At 68.2% G+C, this 23285-nt stretch carries 22 protein-coding genes; 15 read left to right on the top strand and 7 right to left on the bottom strand.

Going from position 1 to position 23285, the window contains the following annotated elements:
• Positions 1-259: 259 nt before the first annotated feature.
• The 3 genes from AC51BJ_RS04900 to AC51BJ_RS04890 form a co-directional block, all read right to left on the bottom strand.
• Complete coding sequence (locus tag AC51BJ_RS04900; protein ID WP_496279507.1) at positions 260-1447, bottom strand: DNA polymerase Y family protein; 1188 nt, start codon at positions 1445-1447, stop codon at positions 260-262.
• A 16-nt stretch (positions 1448-1463) separates the two neighbouring features.
• Positions 1464-2603 carry a rhomboid family intramembrane serine protease gene (locus tag AC51BJ_RS04895; protein ID WP_304002599.1) on the bottom strand — a complete coding sequence of 380 codons (1140 nt, stop codon included), beginning with the start codon at positions 2601-2603 and terminating at the stop codon, positions 1464-1466.
• A gap of 69 nt (positions 2604-2672) precedes the next feature.
• A complete protein-coding gene (locus AC51BJ_RS04890) occupies positions 2673-3596 on the bottom strand; it encodes a LysR family transcriptional regulator (RefSeq protein WP_496279506.1) in 924 nt (307 codons plus the stop codon).
• Between the two features lie 79 nt (positions 3597-3675).
• On the opposite strand from AC51BJ_RS04890, the gene AC51BJ_RS04885 reads away from it, so the two are divergent.
• Entirely contained in the window at positions 3676-4440 is a 765-nt protein-coding gene (locus AC51BJ_RS04885; RefSeq protein ID WP_496279505.1) for a sulfite exporter TauE/SafE family protein, read from the top strand.
• Between the two features lie 11 nt (positions 4441-4451).
• Here the strand turns inward: AC51BJ_RS04885 and AC51BJ_RS04880 are convergent, their stop codons facing one another.
• The gene (locus AC51BJ_RS04880) at positions 4452-5078 is read right to left on the bottom strand and encodes an LON peptidase substrate-binding domain-containing protein (protein WP_496279504.1); all 627 of its coding nucleotides are present in this window, start codon (positions 5076-5078) and stop codon (positions 4452-4454) included.
• Positions 5075-5950 carry a DUF6279 family lipoprotein gene (locus AC51BJ_RS04875; protein WP_496279503.1) on the bottom strand — a complete coding sequence of 292 codons (876 nt, stop codon included), beginning with the start codon at positions 5948-5950 and terminating at the stop codon, positions 5075-5077. Before AC51BJ_RS04875 ends, AC51BJ_RS04880 begins: the two co-directional genes overlap by 4 nt.
• A 145-nt stretch (positions 5951-6095) precedes the next feature.
• Between AC51BJ_RS04875 and AC51BJ_RS04870 the strand changes: the two genes are divergently transcribed.
• The 5 genes from AC51BJ_RS04870 (at position 6096) to AC51BJ_RS04850 (ending at position 13993) form a co-directional block, all read left to right on the top strand.
• Positions 6096-8273: an ABC transporter substrate-binding protein gene (locus AC51BJ_RS04870; RefSeq protein WP_496279502.1), complete on the top strand. Its 2178-nt coding sequence runs from the start codon at positions 6096-6098 to the stop codon at positions 8271-8273.
• Entirely contained in the window at positions 8270-9247 is a 978-nt protein-coding gene (locus AC51BJ_RS04865) for an ABC transporter permease (protein WP_430434561.1), read from the top strand. Before AC51BJ_RS04870 ends, AC51BJ_RS04865 begins: the two co-directional genes overlap by 4 nt.
• 247 nt (positions 9248-9494) lie before the next feature.
• Positions 9495-10943, top strand: a complete 1449-nt coding sequence (locus tag AC51BJ_RS04860; RefSeq protein ID WP_496279501.1) for an ABC transporter permease — start codon at positions 9495-9497, stop codon at positions 10941-10943.
• Positions 10904-12925, top strand: a complete 2022-nt coding sequence (locus AC51BJ_RS04855) for an ABC transporter ATP-binding protein (protein WP_496279500.1) — start codon at positions 10904-10906, stop codon at positions 12923-12925. Before AC51BJ_RS04860 ends, AC51BJ_RS04855 begins: the two co-directional genes overlap by 40 nt.
• A gap of 24 nt (positions 12926-12949) precedes the next feature.
• Complete coding sequence (locus AC51BJ_RS04850) at positions 12950-13993, top strand: NAD(P)H-dependent flavin oxidoreductase (RefSeq protein ID WP_496279499.1); 1044 nt, start codon at positions 12950-12952, stop codon at positions 13991-13993.
• Positions 13994-14029: 36 nt separating this feature from the next.
• Here the strand turns inward: AC51BJ_RS04850 and AC51BJ_RS04845 are convergent, their stop codons facing one another.
• Complete coding sequence (locus AC51BJ_RS04845; protein WP_496279498.1) at positions 14030-15550, bottom strand: transglycosylase SLT domain-containing protein; 1521 nt, start codon at positions 15548-15550, stop codon at positions 14030-14032.
• Between the two features lie 174 nt (positions 15551-15724).
• Here AC51BJ_RS04845 and AC51BJ_RS04840 point away from each other — a divergent pair, with 174 nt between their 5' ends.
• Entirely contained in the window at positions 15725-16678 is a 954-nt protein-coding gene (locus AC51BJ_RS04840) for a GGDEF domain-containing response regulator (protein WP_024300345.1), read from the top strand.
• Positions 16679-16698: 20 nt separating this feature from the next.
• Here the strand turns inward: AC51BJ_RS04840 and gloB are convergent, their stop codons facing one another.
• Positions 16699-17460 (bottom strand): hydroxyacylglutathione hydrolase, encoded by a 762-nt coding sequence (gloB, locus tag AC51BJ_RS04835; protein WP_496279497.1) that lies wholly within the window; start codon positions 17458-17460, stop codon positions 16699-16701.
• 75 nt (positions 17461-17535) lie between these two features.
• Here gloB and AC51BJ_RS04830 point away from each other — a divergent pair, with 75 nt between their 5' ends.
• From AC51BJ_RS04830 to moaE, 8 genes are all read left to right on the top strand, one after another.
• Complete coding sequence (locus AC51BJ_RS04830; protein WP_430434555.1) at positions 17536-18273, top strand: class I SAM-dependent methyltransferase; 738 nt, start codon at positions 17536-17538, stop codon at positions 18271-18273.
• A gap of 33 nt (positions 18274-18306) precedes the next feature.
• Positions 18307-18741, top strand: coding sequence for a ribonuclease HI (gene rnhA / locus AC51BJ_RS04825; RefSeq protein WP_496279496.1), 435 nt, complete (start codon positions 18307-18309; stop codon positions 18739-18741).
• Positions 18742-18808: 67 nt separating this feature from the next.
• Positions 18809-19528 carry a DNA polymerase III subunit epsilon gene (dnaQ, locus tag AC51BJ_RS04820; protein ID WP_496279495.1) on the top strand — a complete coding sequence of 240 codons (720 nt, stop codon included), beginning with the start codon at positions 18809-18811 and terminating at the stop codon, positions 19526-19528.
• Between the two features lie 127 nt (positions 19529-19655).
• Entirely contained in the window at positions 19656-20693 is a 1038-nt protein-coding gene (locus tag AC51BJ_RS04815; protein WP_496279494.1) for an isocitrate/isopropylmalate family dehydrogenase, read from the top strand.
• A 149-nt stretch (positions 20694-20842) separates the two neighbouring features.
• Complete coding sequence (gene mobB, locus AC51BJ_RS04810; RefSeq protein ID WP_304002635.1) at positions 20843-21337, top strand: molybdopterin-guanine dinucleotide biosynthesis protein B; 495 nt, start codon at positions 20843-20845, stop codon at positions 21335-21337.
• Entirely contained in the window at positions 21334-22551 is a 1218-nt protein-coding gene (locus AC51BJ_RS04805; RefSeq protein ID WP_496279493.1) for a molybdopterin molybdotransferase MoeA, read from the top strand. Before mobB ends, AC51BJ_RS04805 begins: the two co-directional genes overlap by 4 nt.
• 9 nt (positions 22552-22560) lie before the next feature.
• Positions 22561-22815 (top strand): molybdopterin converting factor subunit 1, encoded by a 255-nt coding sequence (gene moaD / locus AC51BJ_RS04800; protein WP_024300346.1) that lies wholly within the window; start codon positions 22561-22563, stop codon positions 22813-22815.
• A gap of 10 nt (positions 22816-22825) precedes the next feature.
• Entirely contained in the window at positions 22826-23284 is a 459-nt protein-coding gene (gene moaE / locus AC51BJ_RS04795; protein ID WP_496279492.1) for a molybdopterin synthase catalytic subunit MoaE, read from the top strand.
• Position 23285: the final 1 nt, after the last annotated feature.

Below are 23285 nucleotides of genomic sequence, written 5' to 3'. Positions count from 1 at the left end.
TCGAGGCCCGAGCTCGGGCGGGGTTCTGTGGGAGGGGTCTTCTGACCCCGACAGCAGCCCGTAACGAGTCCAGCGGCCTGCCGAGGACGTGTCGCGACCAAGGTCGCTCCCACAGGGATCGCGCCCGGTTCGCGGCTGGAGTCGCGGCGGGGGTTCCGTGGGAGGGGTCTTGACCCCGACGGCAGCCTGAATCGAAGCCCGCGGACTGCCACGGCCGCTCCCACTGAATCGGCGCCCGGCCCGCGCTGCGCGGGCGTGCTCAGAACGGCAGCGCGAGCTGGTCTTCGTCATGGCCGGTGGGTGCGTCAGCGAGATCCTCGGCCGACAGCAGGTGCCCGGCCCGTACGCCGAGCAGTCTGAATCGTCGCTCCAGCGGCATCCTTTTCAGGCACAGACCGGCGTGGCGGCGGATCACCGTTGCGTCCGCCGTATAGGCATCCATCGTGATTTCGCGCGTGACGATGCGAAAGTCGTCCTGCCGCAACTTCACGCCCACCGATTTCGCGACGACGCCTTTGCGCCTGAGGTCGTCGGCCAGCCGCTCGCACAGCCAGGTGAAGATGCCGCCCAGTTCCTCGCGGTCGTGTTTCGCGTGCAGGTCGCGTTCGAAAGTGGTTTCGCGGCTGATCGATTTCGGGTCGCGGCTGTAGCTGAGCGGGCGCTCGTCGTGCCCGCGTGCGGCGTCGGCGAGCCAGGCGCCGTAGCTGCGGCCGAACTGTTCGATCAGCCAGTGCGGCTCGGCAGCGGCCAGCTCTCCGATGGTCCGTATGCCGAGCGATTCGAGCTTCGCGCTCGCTTTCGGGCCGATGCCGTTGATGCGCTTGGCCGGCAGCGGCCAGATGCGGGTGGCGATGTCGGTTTCGGTGATCACCGTCAGGCCGCGCGGCTTTTCGAGGTCGGAACAGATCTTGGACAGCAGCTTGTTCGGCGACAGACCGATCGAACAGCTGAGCCCGGTCGCTGCGTTTACCGCCTGCTGGATGCGGCTCGCGATCGCGCGCACGCCGCCGTGCGGGTCGTCGCCGACGGCGTCCTGCGCGCCCGGCTGCTCGGTCAGTTCGAAGTAGATTTCGTCGATGCCGCGGTCCTCGATCACCGGCACCTGCGCCAGCACCGTCTGCTTGAACAGCCGCGACATGCGCTTGTATTCGTCGAAATCGGTTGGCAGCAGCACGGCGTCCGGGGCCAGCGCAGCGGCCTTCATCAGACCGATGCCCGAATGCACACCGAAGGCGCGCGCCTCGTAGGTGGCCGTGGTGGCCACGCCGCGGCCGACGTAGTCGCGCAGCCGGGCGAAGCGGTGCGTGCCGTCGGCCTTCCGTTCCGGCTGATGACGGGCACCGCCGCCGACCACCATCGGCTGGCCGCGCAGTTCGGGGTAGCGCAGCAGTTCGACTGACGCGAAGAAGGCGTCCATGTCGAGGTGGGCGATCCAGCGGCGCGGCACGGCGGGTTCCGGGCGATCAGCGAGCCGGGGCGGGGCGACTTGCGGCGGGCGGTCGCTCGCCAGCACGGCTGGCCGCCTCGAGCGCGTCGCGCACGGCGTCCATGTCGTGCGCGCGCAGGCCTTCGACCAACGCGCGTGAAGCATCGCGGCGCGCTTCCGCGTACTGGCGCAATTCGCGCAAGGTGGCCGCCGACGGCGCGGCGGGGCTCAGGTGCAGGTCGCTCAGATCCTCGAAGCTCTGCTGGTAGGGCAGAGCAACCTCGCTTTCGATCTGCCCGGCAAGGTCGTCGAAACTGGCGCCATTGCGCTGGGCGTCGCCGATCAGTGTGTTCCAGCGGTGGGCGATGCGGCGGTCGGCGCCGATGAAGTCGCGGATTTCGTCGCGCGCCATCACCTCTTCGCTCCAGCGGTAACGCGGCGCCGGTATCGCGATCACCAGCACGACGACCATCAGCGCCAGCCCGAGGCCGGCCAGCCATTGACCGGCCGAGGCCACCGGCTGGCGGTAGCGGCCGAGCACGGCGCTGTCATCCAGCGGGCGCACCAGGGCCGCTCCCGCAAGCAGGCCGGCGACGAAGCCGCCGATGTGCGCGCCATTGTCGATGCCGGCGATGTTCAGGCCGAGCACGATGGTGACGGCGGCGAACAGGCAGGCGCCCCAGAACAGACGCACGAATTCCCGCCGGTCCAGCGTGGCGCGCTGCTGCCACAGGAAGGCGAGCAGTGCGCCATAGACGCCGAAGATGGCGCCGGAGGCGCCGCCCGATACGGCGCGGTCGCCCTGCACGATCAGCGACAGCAGGTTACCGGTGAGGCCGCTGACGAAATAGATCGCGACAAAACGGAGCGGGCCGAACATGCGCTCGACCAGGCGACCGCCGTCGAGCAGCGACAGCATGTTCATGCCCAGGTGCAGCAGGCCGAAGTGCAGGAACAGCGCACTGCCCAGCCGCCACCATTCGCCGTCCTTGGTCGCCGGCCCGAAGTTGGCGCCCCAGGCGAGCTGGATGCCGTTGGCCGAGTGCCACAGCCCGGCGCCGGACAGCAGCATGGCGGCAAACACCGCCAGGTTGGCGACGATGAGCGCCGTCGTCACCGGAATGCGGCGACGGCGAGCGATCAGCTGGTCGATCAGGGGGAGCGGTGCGACAGTCACGAAGGGCGGGCGTGGTGGTGTTCGATGTGCAACGGATGCGAGGTTAGCACCGGCAGCCGACGGCGACCGTTACCGGCCGGTAACGGTCTCATCTGCGCCGGGCCGGAAGTCGGCGAAGCGATCGGCCAGGAAGTCGACGAAGGCGCGTACCCGCGCCGACAGCTGGTGGTGCGGCGGCCAGATGGCGTGGATGTCTGCGGCGGTGCCGGCCCAGGGTTCGAGCAGGCGCAGCAGCTGGCCGTCGCGCAGGTGCGGCGCGATGTCCCACTCCGAGCGCAGCAGGATGCCGTGGCCGTCCAGCGCCCAGTCGACCGCGATTTCGCCATGGTTGGTCCCGAGCGGCCCGGCCACCTTCACCTTTACCTCGCGCGTGCCGTCGGACAGCACCCAGGTATTGAAGGCGTCGTCGTTCTCGCGGATGACGATGCAGCGATGCGCGCGCAGCGCCTGTGGCGTATCCGGCGCGCCGAAGGCGGCGACATAGGACGGCGCCGCGCACAGCAGCCGGCGGTTGCGGGCGATGCGTCGTGCATGCACGTGGGTGTCGGGCGGCGGACCGAAGCGGATCGCCAGATCCATGCCATGACTTTCGAGGTCGAGCGGGCGGTCGGTCAGGTGCAGCACGACCTCGACTTCGGGCCAGCGCCGGGCGAACTCAGACACTGCCGGCGCCAGGTGGCGGCGACCGAAACCGAAGGTGGCGTTGATGCGCAGCAGGCCGCTCGGCACCGCCCGGCTGGCGGCGAGCGAGCGTTCGAGCGCGTCGATGTCGCGCAGGATGCGTTCGCCCTCTTCGAGATAGCGCTCGCCCTCGGCGGTCAGGCTGACCCGGCGCGTCGTGCGGTTGAGCAGGCGCACACCCAGCCTCGCTTCCAGCGCGGCCAGCCGCCGGCTCACCGCGGGCGGCGTCACGCCCAGCTGCTGGGCGGCTGCGGCGAGGCTGGGCTGGCGGGCCAGCGTGCTGAAAAAGAGCAGGTCGGCAGCGTCTTTCATTGATGACTTGAAAGGCAATGATCGTTTGAATTTCTGATCATTGTAGTTATCGGTGGCTTGAATAGCATGCTTGCCATCGATGTCTTCCTGCTTCGCGATGGCTTTCCACGACCTTCTGATCACGCTGCCGCTCGGCGCGGCGCTGGGCTTCTTCGGCGGTCTGTTTGGCATCGGCGGCGGCGTCATCGCCATTCCGCTGCTGGCGCTCGCCTTCGGCATGGACCAGGCGCTGGCCCAGGGCACGGCGCTGGTGATGATGGTGCCCAATCTGCTCGTCGGCTGGTGGCGCTACCAGCGCCGGCACCCGGTGCCGATCCCGCGCGTGCTGGCGATTGCCGCGGTCGCCACCGCCACCACCGCCGTCACTGCACATTTCGCGGCGCGGCTGGACCCGACCCTGTTGCGCGTGCTGTTCGGCGGCTTCATGGCGGCGCTGTCAGTGTCACTGCTGTGGCGCTCAGCGCCGTCGGCACAGAGCGCTGCACCGCGGCCGCGCGACGCGTTGATTCCGCTGGTCGGCGTGGTCGGCGGCAGCAGCATGGGCCTGCTCGGCGTCGGTGGCGGGCTGGTCGCGACACCGCTGTTCGTGCGCCTGTTCGGCCAGCGGCAGACGGTGGCGCAAAGCCTCGCGCTGGCGCTGGTGACGCCCAGCGCCGTCGTCGCGCTGGCCAGCTACGCCCAGGCGCACAAGGTGGACTGGAGCATGGGGCTGCCGCTGGCGGCGGGCGGCCTGTTCACGGTGGCGGCCGGTGTTGCGCTCGCTCACCGTCTGCCGGAGAGGCAGATGCAGAGACTGTTCGCGCTGCTGCTGATGGCGACTGCGCTTGCGATGACTCTGCGATAAGCGGCGCCGGCTCAGCCTTCGAAACTGCTGCGGTCGAGCACGTCGCCGACCAGTTCGAGCCGCAGCAGCGGGTCGCGCATTTCCATCAGCCGCTGCTTGTCGTCCGGCTGCAGCGGCAGCAGTTCGCACCAGCGATTGGCGACCCAGCCGGCGTCGTCGAAATGCTTAGGCGTATCCGACGGCGTGAATTCGGAGGCGGTCAGCGCGTCGAGCACGCGCACAAGTGCGGCCGCGACGTAGGTGAGGTCGGGCGGCACCGCGCAGGGCGGGTCGGCCGGAATGTCCTCGACGTCGGCCATCCACAGTCCGTGCGGCGTCTGCGAACTGGCGGTGACGCGAAAGCGCGTGCTGCCGCGGGTGAAGATTTCGTACAAGCCCGGCTGCGGCTGCGCGAAGTGGGTGATCACCGCGCGCGTTCCGACAGCGTGGAAGCGCTCGGGTGCGGGCATGCCCGCACGCATCACTTCGTTGCCCTGGATCAGCGACACGACGCCGAAGGGCGTGCCGGCGCGGTGGCACTTCTTGATCATGTCGAGGTAGCGCACCTCGAAGATGCGCAGCGGCAGCAGGCCGTCCGGGAACAGCACGGTGCCCAGCGGGAACAGCGGAATGGCGTGGTCGGTCAGCGTGGTCGTCATGAGCGGGCCTGCTGGGTGGTCGGTGCGCGGCAGGTGATGCCGTCAAGTTCGGTGGCGAAGCTGGAAACTTCGCGCTGCAGGTGCTGGCGCTGCGCGTCGGTCAGCGAAGCCGACAGCTCGCTCAGCGCCTGGGCGACGCGTGCACGGTTGTCGCGGAAGGCCTGCGCATAGCCCGGTGTCCAGTGTCGCTCGGGGGCGGTGAACATCGCCTCCAGTTCGCGCCTGAACGCGTCCGGTGCCAGATCCTTGCGCGCCAGCAGGTCGGCCATCGCGGCCTGCCAGCGGCGCCGGCTTTCCAGGCTGTCGGCGCTGTCGCTGCGCACCTCGCGCGCCCAGCGGTCGACGATGTCGCGCTGCGCCGGCGTCAGCCGGCCGATCCAGTTCTCGATCCGCTCGCGCAGCCGTGTGCTGCGCTCGCGCACGATGTCTTCCGCAGGCGGCTCGACCCAGTCCTTCACGTATTCGCGGGTATTGCGTTCGAAGCGGCGCTTCAGTGCGGCGATCTGCTCCGGCTTCGCGCCGGCGACCAGCGGCCCGATTTCGCGCGCCGCTTCGCTGGCGGCGGTGCGGGCGAAGCCGAGTACGGTGTCGATGTGGGCGTCGATGCGCGCAACGCTCGCACCGGCGCGCAGATCTGCATCGACCTGCCTCAGCCAGCCGACGTAACCCGGCAGCTGGCTGCTGCAGTGCCAGTCCACCCAGCGCGTCAGCGCCGGCTGGACAGTGGCGCGCTGCGTGCTGTCCAGCGGCAGGTAATCGTCCAGACGCCAGGCGATCAGTCGGTCGAGCTGGTTGTAGCCGACCTGCACCATGCTGCAGGCGGCCAGCAGCAAGGTACTCAACAGCAGCAGGGGACGTCGCCAGTCGGTCATTGCGATATCGGGAAGGTGGATGCGTGTTTCTGAACAGGATTCGAGCAGAACGCACTCTAGACCCGTATCGCGGCCGCGGGTTCGTGCGAAACCTTTTTCCGCCAGCCTGCTCACAGAGCGGACGCCGCCGCCTACAATCGCGCCCATGACCCGACCGCGCCTGTCGATCCGCTCCCTGCGCCGCCTGCTGGCCTTGTCGTCGACGCTGCTGCTGGCCGCCTGCGGCGAGGTGTGGAACGACCCCTACCCGGCGGCCGAGAGCGGGCAAAACATTCTCTACACCGCCTTCACCGACCGGCCGAAGCATCTCGATCCGGTGCAGTCGTACAGCGAGAACGAAATCACCTTCACGGCGCAGATCTACGAAGCGCCGCTGCAGTACCACTACCTGAAGCGCCCGTTCGAACTGGTCACCGCGACCGCTGAGGCGATGCCGGTGCCGCGCTTCTACGACGCATCGGGCCACGAACTGCCGGCCGATGCACCGGCCGCCGATATCGCCGAGTCGGTGTATGAGATCCGCATCAAGCCGGGCATCCGCTACCAGCCCCACCCGGCGCTGGCGCGCGACGACGCTGGCCACTACCTCTATCACGAAGGCGGTCCCGGAGAGCGGCGTACGCTGTACGACTTCGAGCGGACCGGCACGCGCGAGCTGGAAGCCGCCGACTACATCTATCAGATCAAGCGTCTGGCGCACCCGGGGCTGCATTCGCCGGTGTTCGGGCTGATGAGCGACTACATCGTCGGCCTGAAGGAATATGGCGACACGCTGAAGGCGGCGGCGAAATCGCTGCCGCCGGGGACTTGGCTGGATCTGCGCAAGCACGACCTGGCCGGCGTCGAGCTGGTCGACCGCCACACCTACCGCATACGGCTCAAGGGCAAGTACCCGCAATTCCTATACTGGCTGGCCATGCCTTTCTTCGCGCCGGTGCCGTGGGAAGCCGACCGCTTCCATGCGCAGCCGGGGATGGCCGAGCGCAACCTGACGCTGGACTGGTATCCGATCGGCACCGGTCCTTACATGCTGAGCCAGAACGATCCGAACGCGCGCATGGTGCTGACGCGCAACCCGAATTTCCGCGAAGAAACCTATCCCTGTGAAGGCGAGGTGGGCGATCGCGAGGCCGGCCTGCTCGCCGACTGCGGCAAGCGCCTGCCGCTGGTCGATCAGGTCGTGTTCACCCGCGAGAAGGAACAGATCCCGTACTGGAACAAGTTCCTGCAGGGCTATTACGACGCCTCCGGCATCAGTTCCGACTCCTTCGACCAGGCGGTGCAGTTCGGCCAGACCGGCGAGGTGAACCTGAGCGACGACATGAAGGCGCAGGGCATCCGGCTGCAGACCTCGGTGTCGACCTCGACCATGTACATGGGCTTCAACATGCTGGACCCGGTGGTCGGCGGCATGGGCGAGCGCGGACGCAAGCTGCGTCAGGCCATCGGCATCGCGCTCGACCAGGAGGAGTTCATTTCCATCTTCCAGAACGGCCGCGGCCTGCCGGCGCAGTCGCCGCTGCCGCCCGGCATCTTCGGCTACCGCGACGGCCGCGAAGGCATGAACGCCTTCATGTACGACTGGGTGGACGGCGAGCCGCGGCGCAAGCCGATCGAGGCGGCGAAGACCCTGCTGGCCGAAGCGGGCTGGCCGGGCGGGCGCGATGCGAAGACCGGCGAGCCGCTGGTGATCAACCTCGACACCACCGGCACCGGCCTCGGCAGCAAGGCGCGCATCGACTGGCTCACCAAGCAGTTCGACAAGCTGGGCGTGCAGCTGGTGGTGCGCAGCACCGACTACAACCGCTTCCAGGACAAGATACGCAAGGGCGCGGCCCAGCTCTTCTTCTGGGGCTGGAACGCCGACTACCCCGACCCGGAGAACTTCCTCTTCCTGCTCTACGGCCCGCAATCGAAGGTGAAGGTGCAGGGCGAGAACGCGGCCAATTACGAGAGCGCCGAATTCGACCGCCTGTTCGAGCGGATGAAGGCGATGGACAACGGCCCCGAGCGCCAGGCCATCCTCGACCGCATGCTCGAAGTGCTGCGCCACGACGCGCCCTGGGTGTGGGGCTACCACCCGAAGAGCTACGGCCTCGAACACAGCTGGGTGTTCAACCGCAAACCATCGACCGTGGCCAACAACACGATGAAATACACCCGCATCGATCCGGCACTGCGCGAGGCGAAGCGCGCTGAATGGAACCGTCCGGTGCGCTGGCCGCTGTTCGCTTTCGCCGCGCTGCTGTTCGCGCTGGTGTGGCCGGCCTGGCGCCACTGGAAGCGCTCGGAACAGGCGCGCGCGGTGGGGAGCGGCGCATGATCGCCTACATCATCCGCCGCCTGCTCTATGCCATTCCGATACTGATCGGCGTGAACCTGATCACCTTCGTGCTGTTCTTCGTCGTCAATTCGCCGGACGACATGGCGCGCATGCAGCTCGGCGCCAAGCGGGTGACGCCGGAGGCGATCGAGAAGTGGAAGGCCGAGCGCGGCTACGACCGGCCGCTGGTGTGGAACGCCGATGCGGCAGGACTGGCGAAGGCGACCGACACGATACTGTTCGACAAATCGATGCGCATGTTCGTGTTCGACTTCGGCCGCGCCGACGACGGCCGCGACATCGCGCTGGAGATCGGCAACCGCATGGGGCCCAGTCTGGCCATCGCGATACCGACCTTCCTGCTCGGCCTGTTCGTCACGGTGAGCTTCGCGCTGCTGCTGGTGTTCTTCCGCAACACCGCGCTCGACGTCGGCGGCGTCGTGCTGTGCGTCGCGGCGATGTCGATTTCCGGCCTGTTCTACATCATCGGCGGCCAGTACCTGGTCAGCAAGGTATGGAACCTGGTGCCGATTTCCGGCTACGCGCCGGGGCTGGACGCCGGCAGGTTCCTGATACTGCCGGTGCTGATCAGCGTGGTCGGCGGCATCGGTTCGTCGGCGCGCTGGTACCGCACGCTCTTTCTCGAAGAGATCAACAAGGACTACGTCCGCACCGCCCGCGCCAAGGGGCTGTCGGAACTGCGTGTGCTGTTCCGCCACGTGCTGAAGAACGCGATGATCCCCATCCTGACCGGTGTGGTCGTCGTGATCCCGCTGCTGTTCATGGGTTCGCTGCTGCTGGAGAGCTTCTTCGGCATCCCGGGGCTGGGCAGCTACACGATAGACGCGATCAATTCCCAGGACTTCGCGGTCGTGCGCTCGATGGTGTTCATCGGCTCGGTGCTCTACATCGTCGGCCTGCTGCTGACCGACATTTCGTACACGCTGGTCGATCCGCGCGTGAGGCTCAAATGACGGCCCCCACGCTCACTTCGTTCGCTCAAGAGGACCGGCTTCAGACAGCCGGTCCGTTCGGCCGGCACGGCGCAATGCGCCGCGAATTCCCGGCCTCACCCCCCTCAGGGGGCTGCGCTTGGCCGCGGTCGGCTTTGCACAGCCGACCGGTTGCGCGGGCGGCGAGCAGTGCTCGCCGAAATCCCCGCTACACCCCTTGGGGCGGCCCTGCGGGCGACGCGATGGCGCGGCTGTCGTTGGAGGGCGCATGATCTTCAAACCCGTGTTGCTATGGTCCGACCTCCTGCTGTGGGCGCTGGTCGCCGGTGCCGTGGTGCTGGCCCTCTACTGCCGCAGTCAGGACTACCTGCGCCGTGCCTGGCGCCGGGTCGGCGAGTCGTCGGCCGCGATGGCGTCGGTCACCGTGCTGGCGGTATTCGTCGCGGTCGGCCTGCTCGATTCGCTGCACTACCAGCCGCGCCTGCCGGCGAAGGAGGGCAGCAGCGAAATCCAGTACGCACCGGAGGTGCTGTCGGCCCTCGATGCACTGTTCGCCGACCTCAGGCTGAACAAGGAAAAGACCTATTCGGCGCCGCTGGCCACGCACGGCTTCGCCAAGGAAACGATGGAGCGCGACGGCGTGCAGACGCGCGATTATCCGCGACTGGTGTTCGGCGGCGCGCACCTGGACGAGCTGTCGCAGCACGACGCCGATCTGCGCAGCCGCGCGCTTTCGGGCGCGCTCAAGGGGGCGCTGCTGTGGGCGGCCTTTACCGGCGTCGTCGTCGGCCTGCTCGCGCTCGCGCAGCGGCGCAGTTACGCCGACACCTGTCGCGCGGTGTGGCGACCAAGGCTGTCGGCCGAGCGGCAGATCGCCTGGCGCGCCGTCTTCGTCACCGCCGCCGTGCTCTGTGTGCTCGGCGGCGTCATCGCCGCCTGGGCCGACGGCTACCACGTGTTCGGCACCGACAAGGTCGGGCAGGACGTGCTCTATTTGTCGCTGAAGTCGGTGCGCACCGCGCTGCTGATCGGCACGCTGACCACGCTGGTGACGCTGCCGCTGGCGATCGCGCTCGGCCTGATCGCCGGCTTCCGCGGCGGCTGGTGGGACGACGCGATCCAGTACCTCTACACGGTGCTGAACTCCATCCCGGGCGTGCTTCTGATCGCCGCCATGGTGCTGATGATGCAGGTGATCATCGACACCCATCCGGAGTGGTTCGAGACGGCCGCCGAACGTGCCGATGCGCGGCTGCTGGCGCTGTGCTTCATCCTCGGTCTGACCTCCTGGACCGGCCTGTGCCGGCTGCTGCGCGCCGAGACGCTGAAGCTGCGCGAGCTCGATTACGTGCAGGCGGCGCGTGCCTTCGGTGTCAGCGACGCGCGCATCATGGCGCGCCACGTGCTGCCCAATCTGATGCACATCGTGCTGATCGCGCTGGTGATGGATTTCTCCGGCCTGGTGCTGTCGGAGGCCGTGCTGTCCTACATCGGCATCGGCGTCGACAGCTCGATGAACAGCTTCGGCACGATGATCAACGCCGCGCGGCTGGAGCTGTCGCGCGAGCCGGTCGTGTGGTGGTCGCTGGCCGCCGCCTTCGTGCTGATGCTGGCACTGGTGCTCGCCGCCAACCTGTTCGCCGACGCGGTGCGCGACGCCTTCGATCCGCGCTTCCAGTGGCGGGCGCGCCGCACGCTGCGGAGGGCTGCCGTATGAACGTGCCCCTGCTCGAAGTGCGCGGCCTGACCGCTGAACTGGATACGCCGGCCGGCATCGCGCGCGCCGTCGACGCGCTCGACTTCGACGTGCGCGCCGGCGAAACGATGGCGCTGCTGGGTGAGTCCGGCTGCGGCAAGTCGATGACGGCGAATGCGCTGATGCGCCTGCTGCCCGACGTGGGCTACATCGCCGGCGGCAGCGTGCGCCTGTCCGGCCGCGAACTGACCGTGCTGACCGAGGCCAACATGCGCGAGGCGCGCGGCCGCGACATGGCGATGATCTTCCAGGAGCCGGGCACCAGCCTGAATCCGGTGCTCACCGTGATGCAGCAGATCGGCGAGGTACTGGCGCTGCACCGCGGCCTGCGCGGCGCGGCAGCGCGCGCGCGGGCACTCGAGCTGCTGGCTGCGGTCGGTATTCCGGACGCGGCGCGACGGCTCGACGAATATCCCTTCCAGTTTTCCGGCGGCATGAAGCAGCGCGTCATGATCGCGATGGCGCTGGCCGGCGAGCCGAAGCTGCTGATCGCCGACGAGCCGACCACCGCGCTCGACGTGACGATACAGGCGCAGGTGCTCGACCTTCTGGCGAAGCTGCAGCGCGAACAGGGGATGGCGCTGCTGCTGATCACGCACGACCTTGGCGTGGTCGCGCGCATGGCGCAGCAGGTAGGTGTCATGTATGCCGGCCAGCTGATCGAACGCGCGCCGCGCGCGGCCTTCTTCGCGCAGCCGGCGCACCCGTATTCGCAGCTGCTGTTCGCCGCCTTGCCCGACACCGCGCAGCGCGGGGAGTTGGCCACCATCCGCGGCTCGGTGCCGCCGCTGACCACCGATTTCCGTGGCTGTCGCTTTGCCGAGCGCTGTCCGCAGGCCTGGGCGCGCTGCCGCGACGAGGCGCCGGCCTGGCAGTCGGCGGGCGAGGGCCAGCAGGTGCGCTGTCACCTGTACGACCCGGCAGAGGCGGGCCGGCACGCGCAACACGTCGCCCCGTTTGCCGGTGTCGCTGAAGCTGCACCGTCGGGCGATGCGCAGCCGCTGCTGAGCGTGCGCGAGCTGAAGGTGCATTTCCCGATCCGCCGCGGCGTCCTGCAGCGTACGGTGGGTCATGTGCGGGCGGTCGATGGCGTGTCGCTGGATATCCGCGCCGGCCGCACGCTGGCGCTGGTCGGCGAGTCCGGCTGCGGTAAGACCACCGCCGGCAAGGCCGTGCTGCGACTGATCGAACCGACCGCCGGCAGCGTGACACTGGGCGCTCAGGATGTCGGCGCCGCGTCAGGTGCGGCATTGCGCGAACTGCGCGCGCAGATGCAGATGGTGTTCCAGGACCCGTACGGCTCGCTGAACCCGCGCATGCGGGTCGGCGAAATCATCGCTGAGGGCATGTCCGCACTGAAGCGCGCTGGCGGTGACGAGGCGGTGCGCGCACTGCTCGAGCAGGTCGGCCTGCGGCCGGACATGGCCGATCGCTATCCGCATGAATTTTCCGGCGGCCAGCGCCAGCGTATCGCCATCGCGCGCGCGCTCGCGGTGCAGCCGCGGCTCATCGTCTGCGACGAACCGACGTCGGCACTCGACGTGTCGGTGCAGGCGCAGATACTGAATCTGCTCCGCCGGCTGCAGCGCGAACTGGGGCTGGCCTACCTCTTCATCACGCACAACATCGCGGTGGTTGAGCACCTGGCGCACGACGTGGCGGTGATGTATCTGGGCCGGATAGTCGAGAGTGGTCCGGTCGATCGCGTGCTGCGCGCGCCGCGTCATCCCTACACGCAGGCGCTGCTGTCGGCGGTGCCGCGCATCGACGGCGCGCAGCAGCCGCAGAAGCTGGCGGGCGATCTGCCGTCGCCGGCCAGTCCGCCGTCCGGCTGTGCCTTCCACCCGCGCTGTCCGCGCGCGCAGGCGCGGTGTTCGACCGACCTGCCGCCGCTGGCGGGCGAGGACGGCCGCCAAGCCGTGGCCTGCTGGTATCCGGACTGAGCGCCGTCGACGCGAGGAGGAACGATGACGTTTCCAGCCATCGCCGGCCTGCGCCTACCGCTCATCCAGGCGCCGATGGCCGGTGTGCAGGATCACCGGCTTGCCGCTGCCGTTTCGAACGCCGGCGGTCTCGGTTCGCTGCCCGCTGCGATGCTGGGTGCGGACGGTTTGCGCGACCAGCTGAGCGCGCTGCAGGCGCTCACCGACCGGCCGATCAACGTCAATTTCTTCTGTCACGTGCCGCCGTCGCCGGACGCGGCGCGCGAGGCACGCTGGCGCGCTGCGCTCGCGCCGTACTACGCCGAGTTCGGTGTCGATCCGGCGCAGGTGCCGGCCGGGCCGGGGCGCATGCCTTTCAGTACCGGCATGGCCGACGTGCTCGAAGCCTTCCGTCCGGCGGTCGTCAGCTTCCATTTCGGGCTGCCGGCGGCCGATCTGCTCGCGCGGGTCAAGGCGTGGGGCGCCTGCGTGCTGGGATCCGCCACCACGGTGGCCGAAGCGCGCTGGCTCGAAGCGTACGGCGCCGACGCGATCATCGCGCAGGGGCTGGAGGCGGGCGGGCATCGCGGGCATTTCCTGACCGATGATCTGAGCGAACAGCTCGGCACGTTCGCGCTGCTGCCGCAGGTGGTGCGCGCGGTGTCGCGCCCGGTCATCGCCGCCGGCGGGATTGCCGACGCCCGGGGCGTGGCGGCCGCGATGGCGCTCGGGGCGAGCGCAGTGCAGGTCGGCACCGCCTATCTGTGCTGCCCCGAGGCGACGACCTCAGCCGTGCATCGTGCGGCGCTGGGCAGCGAGGCGGCCCGTCACACCGCGCTGACCAATGTGTTTTCAGGGCGACCGGCGCGCGGAATCGTCAATCGGGCGATGCGCGAACTGGGGCCGATCAGTGCCGATGCGCCAGCGTTTCCGCTCGCCGCAGCGGCGATCGCACCGCTGCGTGCGCGCGCCGAAGCGGCCGGAAGCGGCGATTTCTCTCCGCTGTGGTGCGGTCAGAACGCCGCGGGCTGTCAGCCCGTGCCGGCGGCCGAACTGACGCGGATGCTGTCGGCCGGCTTCGCGCGCTGACCGCGCGCCGGCCCGCCCGGCATTCGGTCCACACCGCTATTTTTTCGCTGCAGGCTTTTTCGTTGCGGTTTTCTTGACCGGGACGACGGCCTTTTTCTTGGCGACGGGCGCGGCCTTCTTCTTCGGTGCCGCCGGTTTCACCGCCTTGTTGCCGGACGGCGCTGCGACCGGCACGTTCACCCAGCGCCCGTTCCGCTTGACGCGCTTGTACTTCGGTTTGTCCACACCGAGGCGCGGCGCTTCTTCGGCGTTGCCGGCACCGTCAAGCGACAGGCTGCTGTTCTCGTCGGGCACCAGCAGCGTGGTGCCCGGACCGATCTTCGCCGTCGGCGACAGGCCGTTGAAGCGGCGCAGGCGCCATTCGGTCACGCCGAAGCGGCGGATGACGGTGGTCAGCGTTTCCTTCGGACCCAGCGTATAGGTGCGCCACGGCGCACCGGCTGCGGGTGCGGCATCGGCGTCGCGGTTGCTGAGGTTGGACATGAAGGTGTCGACCGCGTGCGACGGAAGCACCAGCTGCGCGCCACCCTCGCCGGCGCGGATGACCGGTCGCTTGTGCTGCGGGTTGAGCGCCTTGATCTCGGCCACCGGTACGTCGGCAAGTCGCGCCGCAGTGGCCAGATCCATGGTCGGCGCTTCGGCCACCAGCGTGAAGTAGGGCTTGTTCTCGACCGTATCGAGCTCGATGCCGAACAGTTCCGGCTGGGCAATGATGTTCTTGAGCGCCTGCAGCTTCGGCACGTAGTGCCGCGTTTCGTTGGGCATGTTCAGCGAGGCGTAGTCGGTCGGCAGGCCGGCCGCCTGGTTGCGCATGACCGCTCGACCGACCGCGCCTTCGCCCCAGTTGTACGAGGCGAGCGCCAGGTGCCAGTCGCCGTGCATTTCATAGATGCGCTGCAGGTACTCGAGCGCCGCCGCGGTCGAGGCGACGATGTCGCGCCTGTCGTCGCGCTGCGCGTTCTGTTCCAGGCCGTAGAGCTTGCCGGTCGACGGGATGAACTGCCACAGTCCGGAGGCCCGTGCAGACGACAGCGCTTCCGGGTTGTAGGCACTTTCCACCATGGGCAGCAGCGCCAGTTCGGTCGGCAGGCCGCGCTTCTCGATTTCCTCGACGATGTGGAACATGTAGCGGCGGCCGCGCTCGGTCATCCGCCGGAAGTAGTCGGGGCGGTTGAGGTACCAGGCCTGGTGCTCCGCTACCAGCGGGTGGTCCAGATCGGCCATGCCGAAACCCTTGCGGATGCGTTCCCACAGGTCGTCCGGCGGCACGGTGAGGTCGATCGGCCTGATCGCTTCGTCCTCGTTGGCGATCACTTCGGTCGGTTGCGGAAAGGGAATCGGCTCCGCCTTGCCCGGCTTGATGCCCGGCGTCGTGCGGCTGGAGGCGTCCGGGGTACGACGTACTGCCGGGCGTTCGACCGAGCGGGTGCCGACCGAGGCGCCCGGGGGCTCGGCCGGTTCCTCGGGCACGACGCCCGTGGCCGCACAGCCGGCGAGCGTTGCGGCCGCCAGCACGAGCAGCGAGCGGCGCAGCAGGGAAACGATGAAATGCGGCATTGCGGCGAAAGAGCCAAACCCCGAATGCTAGCCAGCCGGAGCGGGCACCGTCAAACCTTGCTGTCGGGGTGGGGTTGAAGGAGTGCGGATTGACCGCACGTCGCGGACGGGGTTCGTCGGTGTTGTCCTGCGGCTTTGTAAGGTTATGATGGCGAATAAAAAAAGGGTGTGTCCATGAAAGCGCTGGTCATCGAAGATTCCCAGACAGGGCTTGCAGTCGTCAGCCAGCATCTCGAACGGATGGGCATACTGCCCATCGCCGCCACCGACGGCGAGAGCGGCGTTGCAGCGTTCCGCCAGCACAATCCGGACATCGTGCTGCTCGACGTGGTGTTGCCGGGCATGGACGGCTATGAGGTGGCCCGCCGCATCCGTGCCATCGAGCAGTCGGGCGAATGGACACCCATCATCTTCCTGACCGCGCGCACGGCCGATACCGATCTGGTACAGGGCATCACCGCCGGCGGCGACGACTATCTTTTCAAACCGATCAGTGAAGTGGTGCTCGCCGCCAAGGTGCGTGCGATGCAGCGCATCCTGCAGATGCGTTACTCGCTGGTGGTGCTGACGCGCAAGCTCGACGCCGCCAACCAGGAACTGACGCGGCTCACCTCACTGGACGGTCTGACCGGTCTCGCCAACCGGCGCCATTTCGACGAGACCATCATGCGCGAGTGGCGGCGTGCGGCGCGCTACAAGCGACCGCTGGCGCTGGCGCTGGTCGATGTCGACCATTTCAAGCAGTACAACGACACCTACGGCCATCTGGGTGGCGACGAATGCCTGAAGTCTGTGGCCAGTGCGCTGCAGGCGGTTTCGCGCCGCCCCAGCGATCTGGTGGCGCGCTACGGCGGCGAAGAATTCGCGCTGGTGCTGCCGGAAACCGACCTCGCCGGCGCGCGCAACGTGGCCGAAGGGCTGTGCGATGCGATCCGCGCGCTCAAGTTGCCGCATGCGACGACGTCGGGCCACGTCACCATCAGTGTCGGGGTCGCCAGCATGATGCCGGGCGTCGGCGCGGGCAGCCCGCAGAGTCTGATCGCCGAAGCCGACCTCGCGCTCTATGCGGCGAAGTCGGGCGGGCGCGATCGCGTCGGTTTCAGACAGGTCGAGACCGTCGCCGGCTGATGCCGGCGCAGGCCGGCTTTTCAGAAGACGTTCTTCCACTCACGCAATACGGCGAACACCTCGACCGGGCTGCCCAGTCGGCGGCCGGCGTGCGCCTCCGCCGCGCGGATGACCGCCGGCTCGCGTGCGCGCACGAAGGGGTTGGTCGCCAGTTCGTCGGCCAGCGCGCTGGGCACGCTCGGCAGGCCGGCCTCGCGCAGCTTCGCTACGCGGCGGATGCGGGCCAGCAGCGCCTGATTGTCCGGTTCGACCGCCTGCGCGAAGCGCAGATTGGCCTGCGTGTATTCGTGCGCGCAATACACACGGGTGTGCAGCGGCAGCGAGGCGAGCCGCGACAGCGAGTGCCACATCTGTTCCGCGCTGCCCTCGAACAGCCGCCCACAGCCGGCGGCGAACAGCGTGTCGCCGCAGAACAGCAGGTCGCCGCCGACGTAGGCGATGTGGCTGCGCGTGTGACCGGGCACTTCCAGCACGGCGAAGGTGGCTGCAAGCGAGGGCAGGGCGACGCGCGAACCTTCGCGCACCACCTCGTCGATATGCTCGATGCGCTCGTCAGCCGGTCCGAACACGCGGGCACCGGTGCGCCGCTTCAGTTCGCCCAGGCCGCCGATGTGGTCGGCGTGGTGATGGGTGATCAGGATGGTGTCCAGGCGCAGCGAATGTTCGTCGAGTGCGGCCAACACCGGGGCGGCATCGCCCGGGTCGACCACCAGCGCCCGGTCACCTGCGGCGGCGAGCCAAAGATAGTTGTCGCCAAATGCGGGGATCGGATATATCTTCATCCGCCCGATTCTGGCGGCTGGGCTCTGCGTTGACAATGCACCGGCCGCGATCTGCCTGCCCCACGCCTCTTGCCCATGTCGATTCCCGGTCTGCACGAATGGTTGGACACGCCGCAGGGACAGTATGTCCAGCGCTGGGAGCAGGCGCGGGTTGACCAGATCGTGGCCGACGTGTTCGGTTACAACGCGGTGCAGATCGGGCTGCTGGAACACGACTACCTGCGTGCCAACCGGATGCCTTTCAAGCTCTATTGCGAGGACGCGAAGCCGGGCCCGCCGCGGGCGCTGATCTGCGATCCGGTGCAGTTGCCGTTCGCGGCGACCAGCGTCGATCTGGTCGTGCTGCCGCATGTGCTCGAGTTCGCCAGCGATCCGCACGCGGTGTTGCGCGAGGTCGAACGCGTGCTGGTGCCGGAAGGGCAGGTACTGGTGACCGGCTTCAATCCGTTCAGCCTGTGGGGCGCACGTCGGCGCCTGCGCGAGCGCGACCCTTTCCCTTGGAACGGCGACTGGCTTTCGGTGCCGCGCCTGCGTGACTGGTTCAAGCTGCTCAGCCTGGACACCCAGGCCGGCTGCTTCGGCTGTTACTGCCCGCCGGTACTCAGCGAGAAGTGGCTGGCGCGCTGGCATTTCATGGAAACCGCCGGCGATCGCTGGTGGCCCTTTCTCGGCGGCACCTACGTGCTGCAAGGCATCAAGCGCGTGCGCGGCATGCGACTCATCATGCCGACCTGGCGCGACCGTCGGGCGGCCGCGCGGGCGCTGGCGACGGTGAGTCCGCGCGCGCAGAAACACCGGGCGCCGGGCCAGTAGGCGCGGCGCCCACATCTATGACTGGAGATACGGTTGGACGAAGTCATCATCTACACGGACGGCGCCTGCAGCGGCAATCCGGGCCCCGGAGGCTGGGGCGCGCTGCTGAAGAGCGGCGAACACGAACGCGAGCTGTCGGGCGGCGAAGTCACGACCACCAACAACCGGATGGAACTGATGGCGGTGATCGAAGCATTGAACGCACTGAAGAAACCGGTGCGCGCGGTGGTCTATACCGACTCACAGTACGTGCAGAAGGGCATCAGCGAGTGGATACATGGCTGGAAGCGCAAGGGCTGGAAAACAGCCGCCGGCGATCCGGTCAAGAACGTCGATCTGTGGAAGGCGCTCGACGCCGCGGCCGGCGTGCATCAGGTCGAATGGAAATGGGTGAAAGGTCACGCCGGTCACCCGGAGAACGAACGCGCCGACCGGTTGGCGCGGGAGGCTATCCCGGCCCGTCGTTGATCGCTGTCAGCGAACTGCAAGTTCTGGCCGGTACAATCCGGCCCGCCTCAAGGAGCCGCCTTTCCCCATGATTCGCCAGATCATCCTCGATACCGAAACCACCGGCCTGGAGTGGCAGAACGGCGACCGGCTGATCGAAATCGGCTGCGTCGAGCTGGTCGGGCGCAAGCGCACCGGCCGCCGGCTGCACATGTACGTGAATCCGGAACGTGACGTGCCGGAGGGCGCGGTGGCGGTGCACGGCATCACCACCGAATTCCTCGCCGATAAGCCTAAGTTTCGCGACGTGGTCGACGAGTTCGTCGATTTCGTGCGCGACGCGGAACTGGTCATCCACAACGCCGCCTTCGACGTCGGCTTTCTCGACAACGAGCTGAGTATCGTGGGCCGGCCGCCCTTGCGCGAAACCTGCGTGTGGCCGGCGATCGATACCGTACGCATGGCGCGCGACATGTTCCCGGGCAAGCGCGCCAACCTCGACGCGCTGTGCGAGCGCTTCGGCATCGAGAACTCGCACCGGGAATTCCACGGCGCGCTGCTCGACGCGGAACTGCTGGTCGAGGTCTATCTGGCGATGACGCGGGGCCAGGAAAGCCTGATCATCGACCTCGAACCTGAGGCCTCCGCGGTGCGTGCCGCCGCTGCCGCGCGCCCGCGTGGTGCATTGCGCCGGGTGCAGGCGAGCGAGGCGGAACTGGCCGAGCACGAGCGCGTGCTGGCCGAGATCGACAAGGCCAGCGGCGGCGCCACGGTCTGGCGCAAGCTCGAACCGGCGCAGGCCGGATGAATACAGGGTCGGTCGGCAGACCCGAAGCCGAGGCAGGTTTCTTGCTTCAGCGGCCGGACATTTCCGGATGCGTCGCCAACCCGGCGGCGCGGTCCGGGGACAATGAACCATTACAGGAGACCCCCGAATGAGCGCGCAGAAAATCCCCGCCACACTGATCCCCGGTGACGGCATTGGACCGGAAATCATGGAAGCCGCCCTGGCGGCGCTCGAAGCGGTGGGGGCTCCGTTCGAGTGGGAACAGATGCCTGCCGGCATGGGCGCGCTGAAGAGCGAAGGCGATCCGTTGCCGGCGAAGACGCTGGACAGCATCCGGCGCACCCGGCTGGCACTGAAGGGCCCGCTGGAAACGCCGGTCGGCGGCGGTTTCCGCTCGATCAACGTGCGCCTGCGCGAGGAGTTCAAGCTCTACGCCAACATCCGCCCGGCGCAGACGCTGATCCCGGGCGGCCGCTACGACAACATCGACCTCATCGTCTGCCGCGAGAACCTCGAAGGCCTGTACATGGGCTACGAGCACTTCATCCCGATCGAGGGCGACCCGCACGCGGTGGCGATGTCGACCGGCGTGAATACCCGCCAGGGCGCGCGCCACATTCTCGAATACGCCTTCGAACACGCGATCGCGCTCGGTCGCAAGAAGGTGACCGTGGTGCACAAGGCCAACATCATGAAGGCGCTGACCGGCATCTTCCTGGAAACGGCCGAGCAGATGTACGAGGAGCGCTACAAGGGCCGCATCCAGTTCGAACAGGTCATCGTCGACGCCTGCTGCATGAAGCTGGTGATGAACCCCTGGCAGTTCGACGTGCTGGTCACGACCAACCTGTTCGGCGACATCCTGTCCGACCTGACTGCGGGCCTGGTCGGCGGCCTGGGCATGGCGCCCGGTTCCAACATCGGCGCCGATGCGGCCATTTTCGAAGCGGTGCATGGCTCGGCGCCTGACATCGCCGGCAAGGGCATCGCCAATCCGACGGCGCTGGTGCTGGCCGCCGCGCTGATGCTGGATCACGTGAACATGCAGGACAAGGGCGACCGCATCCGCAAGGCGGTGTCGGAAACGCTGAACATCGACAACGTCCGCACCGGTGACCTGGGCGGCCGCGCCAGCACCAAGGAGTACACCGCCGCACTGGTTGCCCGCATCCGCAACAACGGCTGAGCCGGCGGCTGAACGGTCTGCGTCACGACCGTTCCATCCGGCCGGCGGCGTCCGGAGATCGACCTGCTCGGGTCCGGTTTCCGGACGTGGTCCGCCAGTCGGGCCCGCTTCCGGGCGATAATCGCGTTTTCCCCGCGCCCGCCCACCCCATGAAAGTTTTCGGATTTGCCGGCTACAGCGGTTCCGGCAAGACCACGCTGATCGAGCAGCTGATTCCTCACTTCGTGCTGGAGGGGCTGACCGTGTCGCTGATCAAGCATGCGCACGCGGGCTTCGACATCGACAAGCCGGGCAAGGACTCGCACCGCCTGCGCGAGGCCGGCTGCACCGAAGTGATGCTGGTGTCGAACAATCGCTGGGTGCTGATGCACGAACTGCGCGGGCGCCCGGAACCGACGCTGGATGAGCAGATCGCCGCCATGGGCGACTGCGACCTGCTGCTGGTCGAGGGCTACAAGGCCTCGCCGATCCCGAAGCTGGAAATCCACCGCCCGTCCTACGGCCGGCCGCTGATGTATCCGGACAATCCGCACGTGGTGGCGGTCGCCACCGACGAGCCGATGGAACTTCCGCTGCCCCGGCTCGACCTGAATGACGTGGAAGCCATCGCCGGCTTCATCCTTCGCCACCAGGGATTCAGATGAACGAAATGCTCACGCTGGACGCTGCGGTCGAACGCCTGCTCGCGGCCGCACGTCCGATCGCCGACAGCGAAACCGTATCGACCTTCGCCGCCGCCGGCCGCGTGCTGGCCGCCGACCAGCGCTCGTCGCTGACCGTGCCGCCGCACGACAACTCCAGCATGGATGGCTACGCCGTGCGTCTGGCCGATCTCGATGCGGCGGGCTGCTGTCTGCCGGTGAGCCAGCGCATCCCGGCCGGTCATGTCGGCGCGCCGCTGGCCGCCGGCACCTGTGCCCGCATCTTCACCGGCGCGCCGGTGCCGCCGGGCGCCGACGCCATCGTGATGCAGGAGTCGACGCGTACCAGCGACGCCGGTGTCTGTTTCGACGAGATTCCGAAGCCGGGTGCGTGGATACGCCGCGCCGGCGAGGACATCCGCGAAGGCGACATCGTGCTGGCTGCCGGCACCCGGCTGCGCGCGCAGGAAGTCGGGCTGGCGGCGTCGATCGGTCTGGCCGACGTGCCGGTAGTGCGCCGGCCGCGCGTCGCGCTGTTCTCGACCGGCGACGAACTGGTCATGCCGGGCGAGCCGCTGCCGCCGGGCGGCATCTACAACTCCAACCGCTACACGCTGCGCGCGCTGTGTGAAACGCTGGGCTGCGAAGTGCTGGACCTGGGCATCGTCCCCGACCGCCTCGACGCCACGCGCGCCGCGCTGCGCGAAGCCGCGGCAAGCTGCGACCTGATACTGACCAGCGGCGGCGTCGGCGTCGGCGAGGAAGACCACATCAAGCCGGCGCTGACCGCCGAAGGCGGGCTGGACAGCTGGAAGATCGCGATGAAGCCGGGCAAGCCGCTGGCGTACGGCCACGTGAAGCGCGCAGACGGCGGTCACGCCGACTTCCTGGGCCTGCCGGGCAATCCGGTGTCCAGCTTCGTCACCTTCCTGCTGCTGGTGCGCCCCTTCATCCTGCGTCGCATGGGCGTGGCCGACGTTACCCCGGAGCCGTTCATGGTGCGCGCCGATTTCGACTGGCCACGCCCCGACCGCCGGCGCGAATTCCTGCGCGTGCGCCGCAACGCCGACGGTGGGCTGGAACTGTTTCCGAACCAGAGTTCGGGCGTGCTCACATCCACCGTGTGGGGCAGCGGGCTGGCCGACATCACCGCCGGTCAGGCGGTGAAGCGGGGCGATGCCGTGCCCTTCCTGTCCTTCGAATCCCTGCTGTACTGAGTCATGACGATGAAGATCAAGGTGCTTTACTTCGCCGCGTTGCGCGAAGCGCTGGGTTCGCCCGGTGAGACGGTCGACCTGCCGGCCGATGTGACCACGCTGGCCGGCGTGCGCGCGCTGATCGCCAGCCGCGGTGGCGACTGGGACAAGCTGGCGCAGATGAAGAACCTGCGTGCGGCGGTAAACCAGCGCATGGCCGAACCGGACGCCGCGGTCGCCGACGGCGACGAAGTGGCCTTTTTCCCGCCGGTCACCGGCGGCTGAGGAGAAAAGCATGAGCGTGAGCGTGCAGCAGGCCGACTTCGACATCAGCGCCGAGATCGACGCGCTGCTGGCCGGTCGCACCGACGTCGGCGCGGTGGCCACCTTCACCGGTCTGGTGCGCGACATCAATGACGGCTCCGGCGTGCATGCGATGACGCTGGAACACTATCCGGGCATGACCGAGGCGGCGCTGGAGGACATCGTCGCGCAGGCGAAGGTGCGCTGGGACATCCTCGCCGTGCGGGTGATCCACCGCGTCGGCACGCTGCAGCCGGCCGACCGCATCGTGCTCGTCATCGTCGCCGGCAGTCACCGCGGCGAAGCTTTCGCCGCCTGCGAATTCATCATGGATTACCTGAAGACCCGCGCGCCGTTCTGGAAGCGCGAGGACACGCCGGAAGGCAGCCGCTGGGTGGATGCGCGCGAATCCGACGACAGCGCCGCCGAACGCTGGAGGCAGGGCGGCTGAA

It is taken from the genome of Methyloversatilis sp. S146-33, assembly GCF_059552495.1.
This window is presented reverse-complemented; position numbering and strand designations above follow the sequence as displayed.

Coding starts and splice junctions, on each gene's coding strand:
- AC51BJ_RS04890 (WP_496279506.1), bottom strand. CDS start 3,596: ATGAAAGACGCTGCCGACCTGCTCTTTTTCAGCACGCTGGCCCGCCAG.
- AC51BJ_RS04885 (WP_496279505.1), top strand. CDS start 3,676: ATGTCTTCCTGCTTCGCGATGGCTTTCCACGACCTTCTGATCACGCTG.
- AC51BJ_RS04880 (WP_496279504.1), bottom strand. CDS start 5,078: ATGACGACCACGCTGACCGACCACGCCATTCCGCTGTTCCCGCTGGGC.
- AC51BJ_RS04875 (WP_496279503.1), bottom strand. CDS start 5,950: ATGACCGACTGGCGACGTCCCCTGCTGCTGTTGAGTACCTTGCTGCTG.
- AC51BJ_RS04870 (WP_496279502.1), top strand. CDS start 6,096: ATGACCCGACCGCGCCTGTCGATCCGCTCCCTGCGCCGCCTGCTGGCC.
- AC51BJ_RS04865 (WP_430434561.1), top strand. CDS start 8,270: ATGATCGCCTACATCATCCGCCGCCTGCTCTATGCCATTCCGATACTG.
- AC51BJ_RS04860 (WP_496279501.1), top strand. CDS start 9,495: ATGATCTTCAAACCCGTGTTGCTATGGTCCGACCTCCTGCTGTGGGCG.
- AC51BJ_RS04850 (WP_496279499.1), top strand. CDS start 12,950: ATGACGTTTCCAGCCATCGCCGGCCTGCGCCTACCGCTCATCCAGGCG.
- AC51BJ_RS04845 (WP_496279498.1), bottom strand. CDS start 15,550: ATGCCGCATTTCATCGTTTCCCTGCTGCGCCGCTCGCTGCTCGTGCTG.
- AC51BJ_RS04840 (WP_024300345.1), top strand. CDS start 15,725: ATGAAAGCGCTGGTCATCGAAGATTCCCAGACAGGGCTTGCAGTCGTC.
- gloB (WP_496279497.1), bottom strand. CDS start 17,460: ATGAAGATATATCCGATCCCCGCATTTGGCGACAACTATCTTTGGCTC.
- AC51BJ_RS04830 (WP_430434555.1), top strand. CDS start 17,536: ATGTCGATTCCCGGTCTGCACGAATGGTTGGACACGCCGCAGGGACAG.
- dnaQ (WP_496279495.1), top strand. CDS start 18,809: ATGATTCGCCAGATCATCCTCGATACCGAAACCACCGGCCTGGAGTGG.
- AC51BJ_RS04815 (WP_496279494.1), top strand. CDS start 19,656: ATGAGCGCGCAGAAAATCCCCGCCACACTGATCCCCGGTGACGGCATT.
- mobB (WP_304002635.1), top strand. CDS start 20,843: ATGAAAGTTTTCGGATTTGCCGGCTACAGCGGTTCCGGCAAGACCACG.
- AC51BJ_RS04805 (WP_496279493.1), top strand. CDS start 21,334: ATGAACGAAATGCTCACGCTGGACGCTGCGGTCGAACGCCTGCTCGCG.
- moaD (WP_024300346.1), top strand. CDS start 22,561: ATGAAGATCAAGGTGCTTTACTTCGCCGCGTTGCGCGAAGCGCTGGGT.
- moaE (WP_496279492.1), top strand. CDS start 22,826: ATGAGCGTGAGCGTGCAGCAGGCCGACTTCGACATCAGCGCCGAGATC.